Source organism: Nostoc sp. (assembly GCF_036917515.1).
Classification (GTDB): Bacteria; Cyanobacteriota; Cyanobacteriia; order Cyanobacteriales; family Nostocaceae; genus Nostoc.
Genome location: NZ_JBALDE010000227.1, coordinates 63,330 through 82,618, shown reverse-complemented (window position 1 = coordinate 82,618; position 19,289 = coordinate 63,330). Strand labels below are relative to the sequence as shown.

The following is a 19,289-nucleotide window of genomic DNA, read 5'->3' as shown; positions in this document are numbered from 1 at the left end:
CAAACTACCCAAGCTACTAACAGTTAGTTGGGCTGTAGAAGCGTTGGCGAAGCCCGCCGTAGGCATCGCTCGTCTTGGAGGTTATCTTGAACATCGAAGCAAAACACCAATTGGTATCCAACTACTGTGGCGAGGTTGGTTAAAATTGCACGACCTCTGTGAAGGTTGGCAGCTTGCAAAAGAGACTTAACAGGAAAAGTCAGCAAAAGCACTTGTTCCACTGATAGCGATCGCTACTGCTGCGAGACAACTGCTGCTAACAACTGCAAAACCTAGCTTAATCCCTGATGAACTCACTTTCATTAACAAATTGCTCCTTTAATTGCCGATGGTAAACACACTGATCTGCTGAGATTCATTGCAAATATTTCTCAAGTATGATTTATTATTCCCAAGCTGGTGATGGGAATTTCATTGGCAACAAAAAGTCTTGTCAATTGCTATTTTTATTCTTGCGCTTATGGAGTATGTTAGAGAAAATCGCCTTATTAATCAATTTCAATCTCATGATTTGATTATAATTTTTATATTAAACTACAACGCGATCACGTCTTTTGATTTTTGCTTGATTAAGTGCTTATTCAGCAGTATTAACTAAAGTAGCAGGTAGATTTAAAAGTAGTGGCGATTTACTAATTAAGTCAGATCATCTAAGTTAGGGAGAACGAGCAACTGTTGATTTTCTTGTTTTAATAGTTCAAAATGAGTATTGTTGAAATGCTCGCTTTTTTTGAGATATTGTTGGAAATATAAACTCATGATTTAGATCATTCTTGTGATGCCTACGGTTTTTGCTAGCCTATGCATTTAGTATTGCAGAAATCTACTAAGCTTAAAGTTAGGGGTAGAGGAGTATAAGGGCAGTACAAACAGCACAGCCAGTAATGTTCGCATTTCACTTAATCGACGAGACTAACGCACGCGCTATCCTAAGTTGGCGGTATGAGCCACCTTATGATTTATACAACTACTTAAAGGAAGAAGCTAATCTACTACAAGATATTCTTAATCCCCAGAATAACTTCTACAGCATTATGGATGAAAATCGCGAGTTGGTAGCTTATTGTTCTTTTGAACAAGATGGACAGGTTACTGGTGGTAATTACCGCGATTGGGCAAAGGAAAAAGTCAGCACCGACACCACCAATGAAAATAGCACGTGGCGCAACTACACCACGCCACGTGCTTGTGAAAGTTGCGTAATGTCCTGATTGAGAGGATGTTTTAAAAGGGTCGAACGGCAAAATTATGCCTTTTGGGACTTTTAAAACATCTTCTAAGTAGATTACTGCAATCCATAAAAAGTTGGCTCGAAAGTCCCTGCTGAATCTGGAGAATAACCAATATCTAGAGAAACACTAGCTTCTATCGTCTGAGGACTGGAGTTTAGACTAAATAGTGAGAAAAAGCGGTCAGCTATGTAAAAGTGACTGCCTTTTGGTCAATGCTGGGATTTAGAGAAAAAGAACAGCTTGACCATGATATTTGATAAGCTTAAACAATTCCGCTGTGGAGTCTACACCCTCTTGGGTAACGGTAAAGATGCACTATTTGACTTGATGGATGCAGTGCTAGTCACACGTAGTGTTTACTCGTTCGTTGAGTTATCGACATCACCAGTGTTTCGGCGACAGTGGTCGAGCATCTATGAAGCCATAGAAGATGGCTTGCCACCGCGCTTTGAATTGATGCAGTTGTATATCGCACAGCTACCGCAAACAGGACAACTGGTATTAGCAGGAGATCATACGGCTTGGGTCTTGCACCGAATGCAGTGACACTAAAAGACCGTACCTACGAACATCAAGCTCAACCGATGTCAGGTGTAAAACCAGTAACAGTGGAGCAAGGTTACAGCACAATAGCTTGGATTCCAGAAAAGTCCGGGAGTTGGGCATTACCATTGTTGCACGAGCGCATCACCAGTTTTGACAATCCGATTACGAAGGCTGCTGCTCAACTGAAACTTGTATGTCAACATCTGCCACAGCGACCCTTATCTTTGTGGGATGCAGAATATGGATGTGCATCGTTTGTGAAGCAAACTGCGAACGTTGCTGCGGATAAACTCATGCGCTTGCGTTCCAACCGTGTGCTTTATGGTGCGCCCCCACCTTATACAGGTTTTGGTCGTCCTCGTGTTCACGGTGAGAAGTTTAAGCTCAACGACTCAACAACATGGCCGACACCAGACCAAGTTTTAGAAGTCAATGACCCAAAGTTGGGGCAATTGTGCGTGAGTTCATGGTGTAATCTTCATTTTCAACAGTCTGCCCAACACTCAATGTCTGTGATTCAAGTTCAACGCACAAGGGTTGGTGAACAGAAAAATTACAAACCTTTATGGCTAGTCTGGGTGGGAGAGCAAATTCCAACTGTTTGTTCTATCTGGCATGAGTATCTAAGTCGTTTTGCTGTTGACCACTGGTATCGTTTTATCAAGCAACGCTTGCATTGGACGTTACCTCATTTTTCCACTCCTGAGCAGTCAGAACGTTGGAGCGATTTAATGCCTTTACTCTCGTGGCAGTTATGGTTGGCAAAAGACGGTATTAGAGATTGTCCCCTACCTTGGCAAAAGCCTTGCTTGGCAAAAGCCTTGCCAGAAATTGTCCCCTGGTCGAGTTGCTAACGCCTTTGCAACAGTTTTGCCTCGGATTGGAACACCTGCACCTGCTCCCAAACAAGCGAGGAAAGTCCCCTGGTTGGTCTCCTGGAAAACCCCGCAAGCAACGGACTCGTTTTCCTATTGTCAAAAAAACCTTTAACAAGTCGAAGAAAGTATCTAAAAATACTGCCTAATGCTTTTTATCTTACTTAATACTGTGATTGTTCGACATCAAGTCAATGGAATCTACTGTCGAGCTATTTTTGCTTGCTTTAGTCTAAACTCCAGTGAGGAGCACCAATTATAAAAGTTGTGGCTGTTGCCAAAACCCTATCTGCTGCTAGATTAGGCACCAAGGGAGATGGTCTAGGGTTGTCAGAAAACCCCATTCCAATACTGAATCTAATGATGAGAAAATAAAGATAAGCAATGCCCACCTCCAAACTTGTTGGGTTATTTACCCAAGACAGATAAACAGCAAATTTTATCAGTCAAAATTTATGACTTATAACGTTCCCTCTCCAACTCGAAAGCGACCCACTCAAGCAATAGGAGCCAAAATTTTCCACTCTTGTAACATCATTAGTGTATTTATCATGCTCACCAGTGGACTACAAATTTACAACGCCAACCCTGTCTTTGGTGGACGTGCAGGTTTGCACATTCCTTTGATATTTACTTTAGGAGGTTGGCTTGCAGGAGGTAGACACTGGCATTTTGCAGCAATGTGGCTATTTTCGCTGAATCTGTTGTGGTATGGAATTTACATTTTAATTACCCGACGCTGGCGACATCGCTTTGTCGGTGCTAATGACTTCAAAGCATTACAAAAAACTCAAAATTCCCAACGCCTAATTTATGCTTGGCATCGGATTGCTTATACAGCAATTATTCCTATTTTGCTGCTGGCATTATTTACAGGGATAGGAATGTATAAACCTGCTCAATTTCCCTGGATTGTAGATTTATTCGGCGATTGGCAAGCATTGCGAGTTGTTCACTTTGCCTCAGTGCCGATGGTTATCTTATTTGTAGTAATTCACTCTCGATTAGGGCGTCAGGCTGGTGGTACTGAATTAATAGAATCAATGTTTTGGTAAACAATACTTTTTTAAACTAAAAAAATGAACTTTTTTGATAAATTGAATCGTAATATCTTGGAAAATCAAAGCTTACTATTTGTCGGACTCGATCCAAATCCAGAGATGATGCCTGAGCGTTATGAATCTGAAGAACTGATCGCTGGTTTGGAAAAGTGGTTACAATTCATTATTACGGAAACTTCTGATTTTGTTTGTGCTTATAAACCGACATTTGGCTTTTACGAAGCATTAGGTATTCCTGGTTTAGAACTGCTGCATAAAACTTTAGCAGCTATTCCAGCCCACATCCCAGTGATTTTAGATGCCAAACACAGTGACTTAAATACTAGTACCATCTTTGCCCAGACTGTGTTTACAAGATGGCAGGTGGATGCAATCACTCTCAGTCCCTATACAGGACAAGATCACGTAGCACCTTTTTTAGTCTATCCTGATAAAGCGGTGTTTATTTTATGCTGTACTTCTAATCCAGGTGCAGAAACTTTACAGCAGTATCCTACAAACGAATCACCCCTTTATTTACAGGTAGTAAAAGAATCCAAAACCTGGGGAACTCCAGAACAATTGGGTTTGGAAGTAGGAACTACAAATTCTGAAGTTTTAGCACTTATTCGAGCAATTGCACCTGAACGAATTATTATGGCGCGTAGTATCTGGGCGGAGGGTCAAAATCTGAAGCAAATTTTAGAAGCTGGCTTGAATAGTAATGGTGATGGTTTACTGATTCCTGTTCCTCAAGATATGTTGGGAAATGCACAATTATCAGAGGAAGTCCAGTCTTTACGTGCAGAAATTAATCAAATAAAAACTGAAATTATTCACGAAAATTCTACTTGTTCTGTGTGGTTTCCTGATGTTTGTTTTCTAAATCAGCATCCCCACCAAGATTTGATTTTACAACTTTATGATATTGACTGCATTATGTTTGGCAGCTTTGTCCAAGCATCAGGAGCTATATTTCCTTATTATATCGACTTACGCAAAATTATTTCCAATCCCCAACTTTTTAATCAAGTTCTCACAGCTTATGAGGAGATTTTGAAGAACCTGAATTTTGATAGATTAGCAGGTATTCCCTATGGTTCTTTACCTACTGCGACTGGTTTAGCTTTACGCCTTCATTGTCCGATGATTTTCCCGCGTAAAGAGGTGAAAGCACACGGAACTCGGAGGGTAATTGAGGGTAACTTTAATACTGGTGAAACAGTTGTAGTGGTTGACGATATTCTCATTAGCGGCAAAAGTGTCATGGAAGGAGCAGGAAAGTTGGAATCAGCTGGATTAAAGGTTAATGACATTGTGGTATTTATCGATCATGAACAGGGGGTAAAAGATAGGTTACAGCAAAATGGTTATCGCAGTCATGCGGTTTTGACTATTTCGGAAATTACTAATACTCTCTATCAAGCAGGGCGAATAAATGAGGAGCAATTTTTAGCTTTCGCTGAAAGTTAGTAATTGGAACAATAGGGAGTAGGGAATGGAGAGTTAGGAGAAACGTGATTAATTGCGTCTGTAGTAGGGAAAGATTTTTATTGTCTATGTCCTCTTGAGCAGATTTGATTATTCGGTTAAATCTAGTAAATAGAATAATTTTAGCTTTGAGATTAATTATGAATTTTCCACTGAACCAATTACTTAGATGGTTAATTTTTACGCTGTTATTTCCTCTAGTATTCCTCAATGCTTGGCTAGCATTTTTGCTGATTAAAAACTTTCAACCTGTTGTAACAATTCTTGTATTGGCTACCTTGCTTGCATTCATTTTAAACTATCCTGTTTCGATTCTCCAACAACGGAGAGTTAAACGCAGCTATGCAGTAGCATTAGTTTTTATATTAGCATTGGTAATTGCTGTGGCTTTAGGTATCACTTTAATGCCCATTATTTTAGAGCAATTTAATGAAGTAGTTAAAGTCTTTCCCCAATGGATTGATTCTAGCGAAGAAAAGCTTCAGATTGTAAATGATTGGTTTTTTAGGCACAAATTAAATGTGAATTTAAGTCAGCTATTAGCACGAATCAATGACCAACTACCAAATGAAATAGAGTTTATTTCAGATAAGCTTTTAAGTATTGTTATAGATACAATTGATAGTATTTCTGAGGCATTAATCACAGTAGTTATAACTTTTTACTTGTTGTTAGATGGCCCAAGGATTTGGGAGATAATAGTTAAGAAGTTACCTGGAAATATTGCCCAGCAGATAAGCCAATCTATTCAGCAAAACTTCCAGAATTACTTAATAGGTCAGGGAACTTTGGCTTTGCTGATGGGTGTTTCAATAACATTATTGTTTTTAGTTTTTCAAGTCCAGTTTGGTTTACTCTTTGGTTTGGGAGTTGGGCTTTTGAGCTTAATTCCCTTTGGTGATGTTGTCAGTCTTGTTTTAATAACTTTGATAATAGCGTCACATGACTTTTGGCTAGCAGCTAAGGTTTTTGCGGTAGCTGTTGTCATCGATCAGGTAATCGATCAGGCGATCGCACCCCGTTTATTAGGTAAATTTACTGGGATTAGACCAATATGGGTATTAATTGCTTTGCTTGTAGGAACCAATGTTGGTGGAGTCTTGGGTTTACTAGTTGCGGTACCTGTAGCTGGTTTTATCAAAGATATAGCAGATGGTTTTTCCAAATCTGATAACGTGGGTGAGGGTGAAGCAGCATCAGAATTGTTAGTAGAAAAATCAATATCGCAATGAGTTGTAGATAAAAATTGCCATCTCTACCGTTAACGGGAAGTTGCAATAGTGTCATTTAGGTCGTACTCACTCAAGTCAACAATATATTCACTAGTATTTTAGGTTTTATGGCAAGCGATCGCTATCTTTATTCTTGCTTGCAATCGCTGAATGTATTGAAGACAATTACCGATTACCCAATCTAAATATTGTTTAAATAGGAATGCGATTATTTCTTTATTTTATATAAAGGTGACTTGAGGCGAGATAATTCACTTCCGACTGAGTTTTGACAAACTATACAAGTTTAATATAACCTCTTTTTAAGGATTATTTATCTGTTAATATTTTAGCGTATGATTTTTCGCTATCTCGATTATCCCATAATGCCTTAATATGATCTGCTAAGGCGAGAATGTCTTGTTCTAAACTTGACTTCCATAGCCTTGGATTATAGTCGTAAACTCTGAGCATGTGATCTACATCAAATATTGGTTTTGTACCTAATGCTCTAATCAGTGCAATAGGTTTATCTAAAGCCATCCTCCAACCAAGCTCAAACAAAACATTGGGATTATGTTCAGTTAAATCTACAATCACGAGATCAGTTTTACTCAAATCATTTATAATTGTTGATTGAATTACATCACTACCTTTCTTTTTTGCAGTTTCAGCTTTAAAACCTGCCTGTATTGCAGCAGGAGTAATTAACTGAGTTAATACCTCATCAAAAAAACCTTCAGGATATTCTTCAGTTTTTTCCGAAAATGGCATTGCTACAAATGCTACTAGAGTTGTCTTTTCTTCAGCTCTCCAAGTATAAAAGCATCAGCAGAATGTTCTTTGTTAGATGATATTTCTACTTTTTCTCCCTTTAGAGATTTATTTTGTATAGTTTCCTCCAACCTGGACAGAAAATTTGAATTAGCTTGGTATACTTTATAGAAGTCGTCCTGAAATTCTTCGTCAATACTAAATTCAGTTATTAAAGTATTTTTAAGATATCTAATTTGTGGAAGTGTTCGCTCATCATAGCATTCATATACTCTCTTAAATAATGGAACCCTAAAAAATGCTTGTTTGTAGCCATTTATTTCTTCTTCTGCCGATCTTGCATACACAATACTTCTTCCTATAGATGCAAGTGCAATTGTTTTAGTACTGCGAGTCCCTTCAGTAAAACCATAATCACGAGATGAGGCTGTCAAGGAATAATATTTATTACTATTGCCGATTTCTAAGGCTTTTGCAATCTCATCAGGACTCCAAGGATTACCACCATTAAACTGTCTTATTACTTGAGGAACTTTTATTGCATCCTCTAATATATAAGTAGGGAATGGTCGTTTTCCTTTAGACTTTTCTCTTCTTCTTTTTTCACCAGAATTTTGTTGTTCTTCCAATTCTTCTTGTTCTTCTTCGCCCATCTCTTTCGGATTTTCATCTAAAATTTCTAGTTGTCTGTGCATCTCTTCACATTCCATGAAAACTCTCCATTAAGTATTTTTTGAGAATGGATGTAGAAAGCAAGGGAATAAAATAGCAATATTAATTTATACACAGTCAGAATCTCAATTTCCTAAAAGTGTGAACAAAAAATTAGAAGATTCAAAAGATACCATCATCGGTAGTCAATCAGTTTTGAAAACTTTTATAGTTACTATTTGTATTAGAAGGGTTATTTATTAAAGCAGGTATAGGGCAATGGTGCGATTAAAACTGTGGCAGTGGGTCGTCTTAGCAATTCCGATCGCATTTATCATCATTTTCTTACTGGTGTCTGCCGGTTCACAAATTCATGCGTGGGGCATTAATTGGATTTGGGGTATATTTACCGTTTTATTCGTTGGTTGGCGTTGGCTGCTAGTCAAATGGACTCAACCAGCTGTTAACCAAGTAGAAGCTGTATTAACTCAAGTCCGTGAAGAACTGAAATCGACAGAAGAGGATACAGTAGGGCGACCTGTGGGAAGTGACACCACAAAACTTGCAGAAGCCGCCCTTCAAGAAATTCTGCTTGCAGCACAAAGCGATCGCCCAATTTGGGAAGATTGGCAAACTTTTTGGACGCGATGTCAGGATTTAGTGGTAGCGATCGCTCATATCTACAATCCTCAAATTCAATATCCCCTGCTGAATATTTACGTCCCCCAAGCTTACGGGCTGATTCGCGGAACGGTGGATGATATGGATCGGTGGATGCAAAAGTTATCCCCTGTCCTCAATCAGGTAACGGTTGGACAAGCATACCAAGGATATGAGGTCTACCGAAAATTGGAGCCATCGGCACGGAAATTCTGGAAAGCTTGGAACTGGGCACAGTGGATCTTAAATCCGGTGGCGGCGGTGGCAAAACAAGCTAGTCAGGGTTTTAGTAACCAAGCAACTCAGCAATTATTGGGAAATTTGAGCCAGTTATTCCGGGAAGCTGCCTTGAAAAATTTATGCCGACAAGCGATCGCTCTTTACGGACGTAGCCCAGTTCCAGCAACCGTAGTATCTACACCAACTTTACCCAAGGCAAAAACTCAAACACTCCGAGAAATCTTAACTCAAGCCCAACCAGCCGAGGCGGTTGAGCAAAAACCTGTAAATATTCTGCTGGTGGGGCGCACGGGGTCGGGAAAAAGTAGCCTGATTAACACGCTATTTCAGGCCGATCTCGCAGCCGTTGATGTTTTACCCAGTACCGATCGCATTCAGAATTATCAATGGCAGACTCAAAGTGGGGAAACTCTAACACTTTGGGATACACCTGGTTATGAACAAGTCAACCGTGCCGATCTCCGAAATCTGGTGCTTGATTATGCGATCAGCGCAGATTTGTTGCTGTTAGTTACCCCTGCCCTCGATCCTGCCCTGCAAATGGATGTGGACTTTTTGCAAGACATCAAAGCAGAAGTTACAGATTTACCTGCGATCGTGATCGTCACTCAAGTAGATCGGCTGCGTCCCATCCGCGAATGGCAACCACCTTATGATTGGGAATGGGGCGATCGCGCCAAAGAAATTGCCATTCGCGAAGCCACTGAGTATCGGGCAAAAATGTTAGGAAACTTTTGTAATCTAGTTTTACCCGTGGTTACAGGTGACAGCAAAACAAGACGAACCGCTTGGGGCGTGGAGGCGCTATCGTTGGGATTAGTCGATGCGATCGCACCTACCAAGCAACTCCGTCTCGCCCGCTTTTTGCGTAATCTAGAAGCCCGCATTGTCGCCACCGCTAAAATCATCGACCACTACACCTTTCAGATGACGACAACACAAGGATTGACGACATTGCTCAAAAGTCCCGTCCTTCAGTTTGTTTCTACGCTCTCAACCGGATCTCCAGCTTTAGCATATATGCTGGCACAGCAAATTCCCGTCGAACAGTTGCCGATTGTGATTGGCAAACTGCAAATGGGATATGAACTTTTCTCGCTCTTGAACCCCAACTCGCTCAACTTTGAATTGCTATCCCTTTGGCCGCTACTGCTGGAAAACTCCGCTTCACCCGATCGCAATGCCTGGGCATTTGGTCACGCCCTAGTGGAGTACTGGACTCAGAATCTAACGGTTAAACAACTCGGTCAACGATTTGAGTATTATTTGTCGATTGCCAAATAATTTGTTTGCATTGAGGAATTAATGTCCATAAGCAATGTCTAAAACGGGGTACACCTACGCATCTTCATTTTCATAATTAGATATTTACGTATATTTACGAAGTTTATTTTTTGAAACTAAGTATATTGATACTATATACAAAAAAATGCAGTAACGGGTCGTACTCTTAACATCAAAATTAAGATTACGATTAAGATTAGGCGTCTGCTGAAACCTACCCGCTTTACCTGAGTTTTTGCACAGACATCACCTTTATTTGGAGTTGTTTATGAACAATATATTACAAACCTCCATCTCTCAAGAACAGAATTCACATCAGAGCTATAGTATTTCGTCTTATAATCGGTTGCTTTCGGTTGTGAAGGATTTAGCTTGTGTGCGGACTATTGAGGAAATTATTGAGATTGTGCGTTTGGCGGCTCGGGATCTCACTAATGCTGATGGAGTAACTTTTGTACTGCGGGATGGTGAATGTTGCCACTATGTCGATGAAAACGCCATCGGGCCACTTTGGAAAGGTATGCGTTTTCCGCTCAAGTCTTGCATCTCCGGTTGGGCGATGCTCAATAAAAAAGCAGCCGTAATTGAGGACATTTACCAGGATGCACGAATTCCTATTGAAACCTACAAAGTGACTTTTGTCAAAAGTTTAGTGATGGTTCCCATTCGGGTTTCTGATCCACTGGGTGCGATCGGAGCCTACTGGAGTACACGACACCTAGCCACGCCCCAAGAGATCGGAATACTTGAGATTTTGACTGACACTACGGCAGTTGCGATCGCTAATGTTCAACTTTTCCAGAAACTGACGAGCCAAAACGCGCTGAAAGACAAATTTATCGCGATGCTAGCTCACGAGCTAAGGAATCCCGTTGCCCCCATTTCCAACAGCGTTCAGCTACTCAAGTTAAAGCTAGGTGAGACTGGCGCAGTTGGGGAAACAGTTTTAAGGATGCAACACCAGATTAAGCACCTCTCGAAATTAATCGATGAGTTACTTGACGTATCATCCATCACTTATGTAAAGGTTTCATTAAACCTTGAGAAGGTTAATTTGGTGGAATTGGTTTGCCAGAGTCTCAACGATCATGCACAAGCAATAAAGAGATGGAATCTTAACGTAGTACAAGACCTGCCAAACACGCCCGTGTGGGCTTATGTTGACTCCACTCGCTTCTTCCAAGTCTTTGGGAATCTTCTTGATAATGCTTTAAAGTTTTCCAAGCCAGATGGGACGATCTGGGTGGATCTCTCAGTTATTCCAGGTGAGAATGGCTCAGGTAGTGAAGCGGTCTTATCTGTAAGAGACTTAGGCATCGGGATAGACCCGACAATATTACCAGAACTTTTCGAGCCGTTTACCCAGGCTGATCGCAGTTTAGATCGTTCGCGGGGCGGGCTAGGTTTAGGACTTTCGGTAGTAAAAAGTCTTGTGGAACTTCATGGTGGTAGTGTTGAAGCCTCAAGTAGAGGGATCAATTTGGGAGCAGAATTCAAAGTCACTCTCCCTCTATGCGAAGAAATTACAGCCTTAGACAACAATATGGAGATTACAGAGGCGGCTAAAAAATCGTTGAAGATTTTAGTCATTGAAGATAATGACGATTCAGCCGTAACATTACAAGCAGTGCTTGAGCATTTTGGGCATGAAGTTTCCATTGCCAATAATGGAATTTTAGGGATAGAAACTGCAAAGAAGCTTGAGCCTCATGTGATTATTTGTGACATCGGACTTCCCGAAATGGATGGGTTCGCCGTTGCACAGGAACTAAGCAAAGACTCCAAATTTACTCGCTCAATTCTGATTGCGCTTACCGGCTACGGTAGCCCAGAGGATCGGCAGCTTGCGCTTCAGGCTGGTTTCAAATCCCACTTAACCAAGCCTGTAGACTTTGACATACTGGTAGCAGAAATTGATCGATACTTTGATGAAGTATTATCATGTTGACAAATTTTGCTATTTGTGAATTTTGACTAAAGAGTGTCAATCCATTAAATCATCTGTGGTAGACTCACCCGGATAAAAGCGATCGCTCAGAATTTCCTCAAAAGCATATAAACATTAGTTGGGAAAAGTTGAAAGTGGCAGATTTGTTTCTTCTGATGCTAAATCCCTACCATTTTGATATGATTCCTGGAGTGCTTCTTCAATGTAAGGTTTCAGGCTAGGATTCTCGCTCAACAAATTAAGAATTTCTCGTCGTTGTACTCTAATTGTTGCTAACCCTTCGGGTTCGCCAGTCGCTACAACGGGGGGAACCCCCGCAACGCGCTGGCTCACCAACTACGGCTGCGTTGCTTTGGTTGATATTCCCATTTGAGTAAATTTCCAATTAACACACTCAGACGATTTCTCAATTATTGGCGTTCCTTTCTTCCTAAAGATTCAATTTCCTCAATTAAATAGAGCAGGTCAAGCTAGTTCCATTGGTGATGATGCAAAAGGTTAGCCTGTTGTTGAGTCCAACTGTAGAAGTCTGCTTCATAGAAGTTTTGCATCAGCTTTTTTGTTGTTTTTCAAGCTTTGTAGTGTCTAGATAATTTAAAATTCATAATTCATAATTATGTTTCAAGTAGAGATTTAAACCTTATTTGAAACACGACTGTCTGCGTAAGCATCAGAGCAAAAGTGGATGTACCCATATAATGATGAATTATCTGCCCATCGAGACTAAAGCGATTAGTGCCATCGGGCATAATACCGCGTCCTTGAGTTAGGTGAATGGCTTGACAGAGATTAGTTTTGCAACTTAGACAATATTTGCACTAGCGACATTCAGGAGTGTAAAGGGGAATCACGCGATCGCCTGGTTTGAGACTGGTGACACCAGCGCCTACTTCCACTACCACGCCAGCACCTTCATGTCCCAAAATCGCTGGAAACAAACCTTCGGGATCGTCACCAGATAGGGTAAAGGCGTCGGTATGACAAACCCCGCTTGCTTTCACCTCAACTAACACTTCGCCTGTTTGTGGCCCCGATAGTTGAACTGTTTCAATCGTCAACGGCTTACCTGCACTGTAAGCTACTGCTGCTTTAACTTGCAATGTCAGCGCTCCTGTATAGTTTTGTCATTGGGCATTGAGCATTGGGCATGGGGCATGGGGCATTGGGCATTGCTTATTTCTCCCTTATCCCCTTGTCGCCTCATAAATATTGAACGCATGATAAACTTTTGTATTACTTCATCATCTTCATCATATTTACGAAGCACGATCGCTACTATAACGATAAATATTACTTTGTTAAAATATCATTCTCTAGCTAGATTAGTTAAAGGCGGCAACAGCTGTTTTAGCAACGATGTAAACTGGATGTCAGCAGCGAACACTAAATCATTTGTCCACCCCTCAATTAATATATTTTATTACAGCTTATGAACCCTGCCCTAACTCAAATTGGCGCTCAAATGTCCAACCTGACTGGCGTCAGAGCAATCATGAAGGATATTATCGAGACATTACGAGCGGGTGCAGGGCAGCAGTTTATTAATTTGAGTGCTGGTAATCCGTTGATTTTGCCAGAGGTAGAGCAATTATGGCGGGATTGTACTGCACAGCTTCTTGCTAGTCCAGAATATGGCGAGGTAGTTTGCCGCTACGGATCAAGTCAGGGCTATGCACCATTCGTTGAAGCGATCGCCAACGACTTCAATAAACGCTACGGGTTAAACTTAAGCGATCGCAATATCCTGATCACCCCCGGTAGTCAAACCCTCTACTTCTACGCTGCCAATACCTTTGGTGGCTACACCCCTAGCGGCGAGTTAAAACAAATTGTTTTGCCCCTCAGCCCTGACTACACAGGTTACGGCGGTATCTGCTTAGTTCCAAAAGCTTTAATCGCCTACAAACCAACTCTTGATATTGATGCAGCTGCCCACCGATTTAAATATCGCCCCGACTTCAGCCAACTGTCAATTACAGAAAATACGGGTTGTGTCCTCTTCTCTCGCCCCTGTAATCCCACTGGTAACGTCCTCAGCGATGATGAGGTGAAAAAGATTGCCGCCTTGGCTGCACCTTACAATCTACCCGTGTTAATTGACTCAGCTTATGCGCCTCCCTTCCCAGCATTAAACTTTACTGAAATGACACCAGTGTTTGGTGATAATATTCTCCACTGTATGAGTTTATCGAAAGCCGGATTACCAGGAGAAAGAATTGGTATAGCTATTGGGGATGAAAAGTGGATTGAAGTGCTGGAGTGTTTTCAGGCAAATATAAGTCTCCATTCTTCACGTTACGGCCAAGCGATCGCAGCTTATGCAATCAATTCTGGTGCTTTAGTGGAAATTTCTCATACTGTTATCCGTCCCTTTTACCAAAATAAGTTTACCGTTTTAGAAACCAGCTTAGAACAAGCGATGCCCAAGGATTTACCTTGGTTCCTCCATCGCGGTGAAGGAGCAATTTTTGCTTGGTTGTGGTTACAGGATTTACCCATTAGCGACTGGGAATTTTATCAGCTAGTTAAGCAAGTAGGTGTGATTATTGTCCCTGGAAGTACCTTTTTCCCCGGTTTAGAGGAAGAGTGGGCGCATAAGCATCAATGCTTCCGTATCAGCCTCACAGGCAGCGATGAAGAGATTACCACTGGTATGCAACGTTTAGCAAAAGTGGCTGAAGAAGCTTATAAGGGTGCGCCTGTGACTGCCTGATTAAGGGGAGTAGGGAGAAATCAATTCAAAATTCAAGTTGCGCTTCTAGCGCACCAAAGGTGCGACTCAAAATTCAAAATTGTACCCTTACAGAGAAGCAAGCTAGCAAGAGCGTCTCGTAGAGAAGAAAAAGACTGGGGAGATGTAGCTTTAGCTTCCCGCAAGGTGGAAGATGAGGGAGATGAACCAATACCCATGCCCAATGACAAATGACTAATGACAAATGACAAATCAGATGATTGGTTAGAAATTGGTAAGATTGTTGCTCCTCAAGGGTTAGCTGGAGAATTACGGGTTTATCCTGTATCAGACTTTCCTGAAAGATTTGAGGTGCCGGGAAAACGTTGGTTGTTGCGTTCGGGTGATACAGAACCGCAGCCAATCGAATTATTGACAGGACGTTACATCAGTAACAAAAACTTGTATGTGATTAAATTAGCTGGCGTGGAAAATTGCGATCAGGCGGAGGCGTTGCGTGGTTGTAAATTAATGGTGCCAGCAAGCGATCGCCCCCAATTAGGCGAAGATGAATATCATGTCCTCGATTTGATTGGTTTGGAAGTCTTCATGCAAGCATCTGGCGAACTCGTGGGTACGGTGGTAGACATCATCCCGGCTGGCAATGATTTGTTAGAAGTAAAATTACACCAATCTTTTGCCACTGACAAAGGACAAATGACAAATGACAAAAAGCAAAAGACTGTTTTGATTCCATTTGTACAAGCGATCGCACCAGTGGTAGACTTGCCATCTGGTCGTATTGAAATTACACCACCGCTTGGGTTATTGGAAATTAATAATTAGGTTATTCCTTGATCTGCCTCTAGCTAGTTTTGCTGTACTGGATAGTTCAAGGCAAAGCAAAGCTTGAAGCATGAGAAAATTAGAGTACATACTCTATCTATTAATCTAGGAAATGTGGCAATGCCAGAAAAACCAACAACAACTATTCACAGTCAACTACTGGAAATATTGTCCCAATTGCCCTTGTCTTTTCAAGAAGAAGTATTAGATTTTGCTATCTCTCTCCAGAAAAAAACTAACTCAGCATTGGGATGCTATTTCTGATGTCGAGGCTGCTGCATTGAAAACTGAATTTGCTAATGAAGATTTAGCTTTTGCAGAATCCGTTTTAACTGATTATCTCTCCCAACTTCAACAAGAGGACGTAGGTTGATGCGAGGAGATGTTTATTTAGCTGATTTGAATCAGACTCGAGGTTCAGAGCAAGCAGGTATCCGACCAGTTATTATTGTTCAGCGAGATAGAATAGCTCAGTTTACAACAACATCTATAGTAGTTCCTTTAACCACTAATCTGCGACGCGCTATTATACCAGGTAAATTGTTATACTTTCAGGTGAAGGTGGTTTAACGCAAGAGTCAGTGGTACTTTCTTATCAAATAGTTGTTATTGATAGGCAGCGATTAATCCGAAAATTAGGAACTCTTTCTCCTATTTATTTATTAATGCTAAAAGTTGCATTAGATTACACCTTACAACTAGAGAATTATGACGAAGAAAATGCTGATTGATAGCATTAATCAATAGCGTCGGTGTAGCCCATCGTAGACATTGCTCTCTATCCTTTGCCCAAAGCCTAGGAATTTAGTCAAGAAGGCTGAAAAAATTCATCATCGGTTAGATGGCTATCATTAGGAAAACAAGTACAATCACTTACTGGTGAATCCGTCAAAATCCTTTTGTAATGGAGTGTCGAAATGACATTAGTAACGACTCCACAGACAAAGCCTTTAACCGATGAAGAATTACATAAGATAAACGCTTACTGGCGTGCAGCTAACTATCTTTCTGTTGGGCAAATCTATCTACTGGACAATCCGCTACTAAAAGAACCCCTAAAGCTGGAACACATCAAACCCAGACTTTTGGGGCACTGGGGAACAACACCAGGACTGAACTTTATTTATGCTCACCTGAATCGGGTGATCAAAAAATATGACTTAAACACAATCTACATTGCTGGCCCCGGTCATGGAGGCCCTGGACTGGTAGCCAACACCTATTTAGAAGGGACTTACACCGAGTATTATCACAACATCTCCCAGGATACTGAAGGAATTCAGAAACTCTTCAAACAATTTTCTTTCCCCGGTGGTATTCCCAGCCACGTTGCACCGGAAACTCCTGGTTCGATCCACGAAGGCGGAGAATTAGGTTATGCCCTCGTCCACGCTTTTGGTGCTGCCTTTGATAATCCCGACTTAATTGTTGCTGCTGTTGTCGGTGATGGCGAAGCCGAAACAGGTGCTTTAGCGACTAGCTGGCATTCCAACAAGTTTCTGAACCCCGTGCATGATGGGGCTGTACTGCCGATTCTGCACTTGAATGGATATAAAATTGCTAATCCAACAGTACTGGCACGGATTAGCCGTGAAGAATTAGAAAGTTTATTTGTAGGCTACGGTTACAAGCCATATTTTATTGAAGGTGACGATCCCGCAGATGTCCACCAGCAAATGGCAGCAACTCTAGATATAGTGATCGCCGAAATTCAAAGCATCCAGAGAGAAGCCCGCGTACATGGTTTCACTGAACGTCCCCAGTGGCCGATGATTGTCATGAGAACTCCCAAAGGTTGGACAGGGCCTAAGGAAGTTGATGGTAAAAAAACTGAAGGTTATTGGCGATCGCACCAAGTTCCTTTTGGAAACATAGCCAAACAGCCAGAACACCTGAAACTCCTAGAAGATTGGATGAAGAGTTACAAACCAGAAGAACTCTTCGACAGCAACGGTAAGCTGATTCCCGAACTAGCACAACTGGCTCCCAAAGGTCATCGACGTATGGGTGACAATCCCCACGCTAACGGCGGTCTTTTGCTGTGCGACCTGAAAATACCCGACTTTCGAGACTATAGCGTAAATGTTCTCAAACCAGGGCAAGCGATCGCTGAAGCTACCCAAGTCGCCGGAACTTTCCTGCGGGATATCATGCAACTTAACCAAGAAAGGCGCAACTTCCGCATCCTCGGCCCAGACGAAACAGTATCGAATCGCTTAAGCTCTGTGTTAGAAGTCACAGACCGGGATTGGGTAGCCCAGATCCTCCCGGAAGATGACCACCTTTCCCCTGACGGTCGGGTGATGGAAATTCTTAGCGAAACTTGTTGTCAAGGATGGTTAGAAGGCTACCTCCTCACAGGACGCCACGGCTTTTTCTCTTGCTACGAAGCTTTCATCCACATCATTGACTCGATGTTCAATCAGCACGCCAAATGGTTGAAAACGACCAGACATATTCCCTGGCGTAAACCAATTGCTTCCCTCAATTACCTACTCACCTCTCACGTTTGGCGACAAGACCATAACGGTTTCTCCCACCAAGACCCCGGTTTTATTGACCATGTAGTTAATAAAAAAGCAGAAATCGTTCGCGTGTATTTGCCGCCCGATGCCAACACTTTGCTATCAGTAACCAATCACTGCCTGAGAAGCCGCAACTATGTCAACGTCATCGTTGCTGGAAAGCAACCAGCATTGCAATACCTCGATATAGATGCTGCTATCAAGCACTGCACCAAAGGCATCGGCATTTGGGAATGGGCAAGCAACGATCAAGACGGCGATCCAGATGTAGTAATGGCTTGTGCTGGGGATATTCCCACCTTAGAAACCTTGGCGGCTGTGGATATTCTGCGCCAGCACTTCCCAGATTTAAAAGTGCGGGTGGTGAATGTAGTCGATTTAATGACACTACAGCCAAAAAGCGAACATCCTCACGGTTTGAGCGAAAAAGACTTTGACACGATTTTCACCACCGATAAACACATCATCTTTGCCTTTCATGGCTATCCCTGGTTGATTCATCGCTTAACCTATCGTCATACTAACCACGATCAGATGCATGTGCGCGGCTACAAGGAAGAGGGAACTACCACCACCCCCTTTGATATGGTTGTTCTTAACGAACTTGATCGCTTCCATTTAGTAATGGACGTAATTGAGCGCGTACCAAAATTAGGATATAGGGCAGCTTATGTCAAGCAGCATCTGCAAGATAAGCTGATCGAACATAAGCAATATATTGATAAGTACGGCGACGATATGCCGGAAATTCGAGACTGGAAGTGGCCCTATTAATCGGAGGACTTACGCAAACAATAACCGAAATCTTTATTTTCAGGTAGGGGCAATTCATGAATTACCCCTACAATGTGTAGTTTTGCGTAAGTCCTAAATAGAAAATAAGTATACCTCTTGCAAAAATCCTTGAATCACCCCTCCCCTTGTGAAGCGACAAGCCTTTCTTTACGAGAGGCTGCGCTAACGCATACCCTACGGGAAGGCGTTCCGCCTACGACGGGAACCGCCTTTCCTTTTCTACGAGAGGCTGCGCCAACGGAACGCTACGCGAACGCGCAGCGTCTCATAAAAAAGACTGTAACTTCCTCACCGATGCAGCGTCTACGCTTTGTATCAGTTCAATTCTTGCAATCACCTTGGCGTTGGCAAAGCGATCACTTTTGTGTTTAATAAAAGCAAGTTTGCTAAGTTCCTATATTAAATTCAAACAGTCGTTGATTGAATTCGGACAGTCGTTGATTGAATTCGGGCAGTCGTTTGTTGAATTCGGGCAGTCGTTTATTGAATTCGGGCAGTCG

Annotated in this window: 19 protein-coding genes and 2 pseudogenes; 16 read left to right on the top strand and 5 right to left on the bottom strand. The window is 41.8% G+C overall.

Translation table 11 applies throughout. The features are described 5' to 3' along the window. The 7 genes and pseudogenes from V7K89_RS30105 to V7K89_RS30075 form a co-directional block, all read left to right on the top strand. Window positions 1-190: pseudogene (locus V7K89_RS30105) on the top strand (hypothetical protein); the annotation flags it as partial. Window positions 191-884: 694 nt separating this feature from the next. After that, window positions 885-1,211, top strand: coding sequence for a hypothetical protein (locus tag V7K89_RS30100; RefSeq protein ID WP_335193859.1), 327 nt, complete (start codon window positions 885-887; stop codon window positions 1,209-1,211). Between the two features lie 267 nt (window positions 1,212-1,478). Further along, window positions 1,479-1,778 (top strand): hypothetical protein, encoded by a 300-nt coding sequence (locus tag V7K89_RS30095; protein ID WP_335193857.1) that lies wholly within the window; start codon window positions 1,479-1,481, stop codon window positions 1,776-1,778. Beyond that, window positions 1,754-2,632, top strand: a complete 879-nt coding sequence (locus tag V7K89_RS30090; protein WP_335193855.1) for a transposase — start codon at window positions 1,754-1,756, stop codon at window positions 2,630-2,632. Before V7K89_RS30095 ends, V7K89_RS30090 begins: the two co-directional genes overlap by 25 nt. Window positions 2,633-3,108: 476 nt before the next feature. Beyond that, on the top strand, window positions 3,109-3,708 hold the full coding sequence (locus tag V7K89_RS30085) for a cytochrome b/b6 domain-containing protein (RefSeq protein ID WP_335193853.1): 600 nt from the start codon (window positions 3,109-3,111) through the stop codon (window positions 3,706-3,708). A gap of 24 nt (window positions 3,709-3,732) precedes the next feature. Next, window positions 3,733-5,166: a bifunctional orotidine-5'-phosphate decarboxylase/orotate phosphoribosyltransferase gene (locus V7K89_RS30080; protein ID WP_335193851.1), complete on the top strand. Its 1,434-nt coding sequence runs from the start codon at window positions 3,733-3,735 to the stop codon at window positions 5,164-5,166. A 158-nt stretch (window positions 5,167-5,324) separates the two neighbouring features. Beyond that, on the top strand, window positions 5,325-6,416 hold the full coding sequence (locus V7K89_RS30075; RefSeq protein WP_335193849.1) for an AI-2E family transporter: 1,092 nt from the start codon (window positions 5,325-5,327) through the stop codon (window positions 6,414-6,416). Between the two features lie 309 nt (window positions 6,417-6,725). Here the strand turns inward: V7K89_RS30075 and V7K89_RS30070 are convergent, their stop codons facing one another. Both V7K89_RS30070 and V7K89_RS30065 read right to left on the bottom strand, forming a co-directional pair. After that, complete coding sequence (locus V7K89_RS30070) at window positions 6,726-7,169, bottom strand: hypothetical protein (RefSeq protein ID WP_335193847.1); 444 nt, start codon at window positions 7,167-7,169, stop codon at window positions 6,726-6,728. A 14-nt stretch (window positions 7,170-7,183) separates the two neighbouring features. Beyond that, on the bottom strand, window positions 7,184-7,879 hold the full coding sequence (locus tag V7K89_RS30065) for a hypothetical protein (protein ID WP_335193845.1): 696 nt from the start codon (window positions 7,877-7,879) through the stop codon (window positions 7,184-7,186). Window positions 7,880-8,099: 220 nt separating this feature from the next. Here V7K89_RS30065 and V7K89_RS30060 point away from each other — a divergent pair, with 220 nt between their 5' ends. Beyond that, window positions 8,100-10,004: a GTPase family protein gene (locus tag V7K89_RS30060; RefSeq protein WP_335193842.1), complete on the top strand. Its 1,905-nt coding sequence runs from the start codon at window positions 8,100-8,102 to the stop codon at window positions 10,002-10,004. A gap of 268 nt (window positions 10,005-10,272) precedes the next feature. Beyond that, on the top strand, window positions 10,273-11,952 hold the full coding sequence (locus tag V7K89_RS30055) for a hybrid sensor histidine kinase/response regulator (protein WP_335193840.1): 1,680 nt from the start codon (window positions 10,273-10,275) through the stop codon (window positions 11,950-11,952). 114 nt (window positions 11,953-12,066) lie between these two features. Here the strand turns inward: V7K89_RS30055 and V7K89_RS36180 are convergent, their stop codons facing one another. The 3 genes and pseudogenes from V7K89_RS36180 to V7K89_RS30045 all read right to left on the bottom strand — a co-directional run. Continuing rightward, window positions 12,067-12,285, bottom strand: a complete 219-nt coding sequence (locus tag V7K89_RS36180) for a DUF29 family protein (protein WP_442941796.1) — start codon at window positions 12,283-12,285, stop codon at window positions 12,067-12,069. Further along, the gene (locus V7K89_RS36175) at window positions 12,282-12,344 is read right to left on the bottom strand and encodes a hypothetical protein (RefSeq protein WP_442941799.1); all 63 of its coding nucleotides are present in this window, start codon (window positions 12,342-12,344) and stop codon (window positions 12,282-12,284) included. Before V7K89_RS36175 ends, V7K89_RS36180 begins: the two co-directional genes overlap by 4 nt. Before the next feature lie 246 nt (window positions 12,345-12,590). Continuing rightward, window positions 12,591-13,052, bottom strand: a pseudogene (locus V7K89_RS30045) (alcohol dehydrogenase catalytic domain-containing protein); the annotation flags it as partial. Between the two features lie 329 nt (window positions 13,053-13,381). Here V7K89_RS30045 and V7K89_RS30040 point away from each other — a divergent pair. The 7 genes from V7K89_RS30040 to V7K89_RS30010 all read left to right on the top strand — a co-directional run bounded on the left by V7K89_RS30040 (window position 13,382) and on the right by V7K89_RS30010 (window position 19,161). Next, entirely contained in the window at window positions 13,382-14,665 is a 1,284-nt protein-coding gene (locus tag V7K89_RS30040; RefSeq protein WP_335193838.1) for a valine--pyruvate transaminase, read from the top strand. A gap of 216 nt (window positions 14,666-14,881) precedes the next feature. Then, window positions 14,882-15,469 carry a ribosome maturation factor RimM gene (gene rimM / locus V7K89_RS30035; protein WP_335193836.1) on the top strand — a complete coding sequence of 196 codons (588 nt, stop codon included), beginning with the start codon at window positions 14,882-14,884 and terminating at the stop codon, window positions 15,467-15,469. A gap of 211 nt (window positions 15,470-15,680) precedes the next feature. Then, the gene (locus tag V7K89_RS30030; RefSeq protein ID WP_335193834.1) at window positions 15,681-15,842 is read left to right on the top strand and encodes a hypothetical protein; all 162 of its coding nucleotides are present in this window, start codon (window positions 15,681-15,683) and stop codon (window positions 15,840-15,842) included. Further along, the gene (locus V7K89_RS30025) at window positions 15,842-16,039 is read left to right on the top strand and encodes a type II toxin-antitoxin system PemK/MazF family toxin (RefSeq protein ID WP_335193832.1); all 198 of its coding nucleotides are present in this window, start codon (window positions 15,842-15,844) and stop codon (window positions 16,037-16,039) included. Before V7K89_RS30030 ends, V7K89_RS30025 begins: the two co-directional genes overlap by 1 nt. Before the next feature lie 11 nt (window positions 16,040-16,050). Then, entirely contained in the window at window positions 16,051-16,200 is a 150-nt protein-coding gene (locus tag V7K89_RS30020; RefSeq protein WP_335193830.1) for a hypothetical protein, read from the top strand. A 186-nt stretch (window positions 16,201-16,386) separates the two neighbouring features. Further along, window positions 16,387-18,768: a phosphoketolase family protein gene (locus V7K89_RS30015; RefSeq protein ID WP_335193828.1), complete on the top strand. Its 2,382-nt coding sequence runs from the start codon at window positions 16,387-16,389 to the stop codon at window positions 18,766-18,768. A gap of 129 nt (window positions 18,769-18,897) precedes the next feature. Next, entirely contained in the window at window positions 18,898-19,161 is a 264-nt protein-coding gene (locus V7K89_RS30010) for a hypothetical protein (protein WP_335193826.1), read from the top strand. Window positions 19,162-19,289: the final 128 nt, after the last annotated feature.

Coding starts and splice junctions, on each gene's coding strand:
- V7K89_RS30055 (WP_335193840.1), top strand. CDS start 10,273: ATGAACAATATATTACAAACCTCCATCTCTCAAGAACAGAATTCACAT.
- V7K89_RS30075 (WP_335193849.1), top strand. CDS start 5,325: ATGAATTTTCCACTGAACCAATTACTTAGATGGTTAATTTTTACGCTG.
- V7K89_RS30095 (WP_335193857.1), top strand. CDS start 1,479: ATGATATTTGATAAGCTTAAACAATTCCGCTGTGGAGTCTACACCCTC.
- V7K89_RS30025 (WP_335193832.1), top strand. CDS start 15,842: ATGCGAGGAGATGTTTATTTAGCTGATTTGAATCAGACTCGAGGTTCA.
- rimM (WP_335193836.1), top strand. CDS start 14,882: ATGACAAATGACAAATCAGATGATTGGTTAGAAATTGGTAAGATTGTT.
- V7K89_RS30100 (WP_335193859.1), top strand. CDS start 885: ATGTTCGCATTTCACTTAATCGACGAGACTAACGCACGCGCTATCCTA.
- V7K89_RS30060 (WP_335193842.1), top strand. CDS start 8,100: ATGGTGCGATTAAAACTGTGGCAGTGGGTCGTCTTAGCAATTCCGATC.
- V7K89_RS30015 (WP_335193828.1), top strand. CDS start 16,387: ATGACATTAGTAACGACTCCACAGACAAAGCCTTTAACCGATGAAGAA.
- V7K89_RS30085 (WP_335193853.1), top strand. CDS start 3,109: ATGACTTATAACGTTCCCTCTCCAACTCGAAAGCGACCCACTCAAGCA.
- V7K89_RS30070 (WP_335193847.1), bottom strand. CDS start 7,169: ATGCCATTTTCGGAAAAAACTGAAGAATATCCTGAAGGTTTTTTTGAT.
- V7K89_RS30040 (WP_335193838.1), top strand. CDS start 13,382: ATGAACCCTGCCCTAACTCAAATTGGCGCTCAAATGTCCAACCTGACT.
- V7K89_RS30065 (WP_335193845.1), bottom strand. CDS start 7,879: ATGGAATGTGAAGAGATGCACAGACAACTAGAAATTTTAGATGAAAAT.
- V7K89_RS30080 (WP_335193851.1), top strand. CDS start 3,733: ATGAACTTTTTTGATAAATTGAATCGTAATATCTTGGAAAATCAAAGC.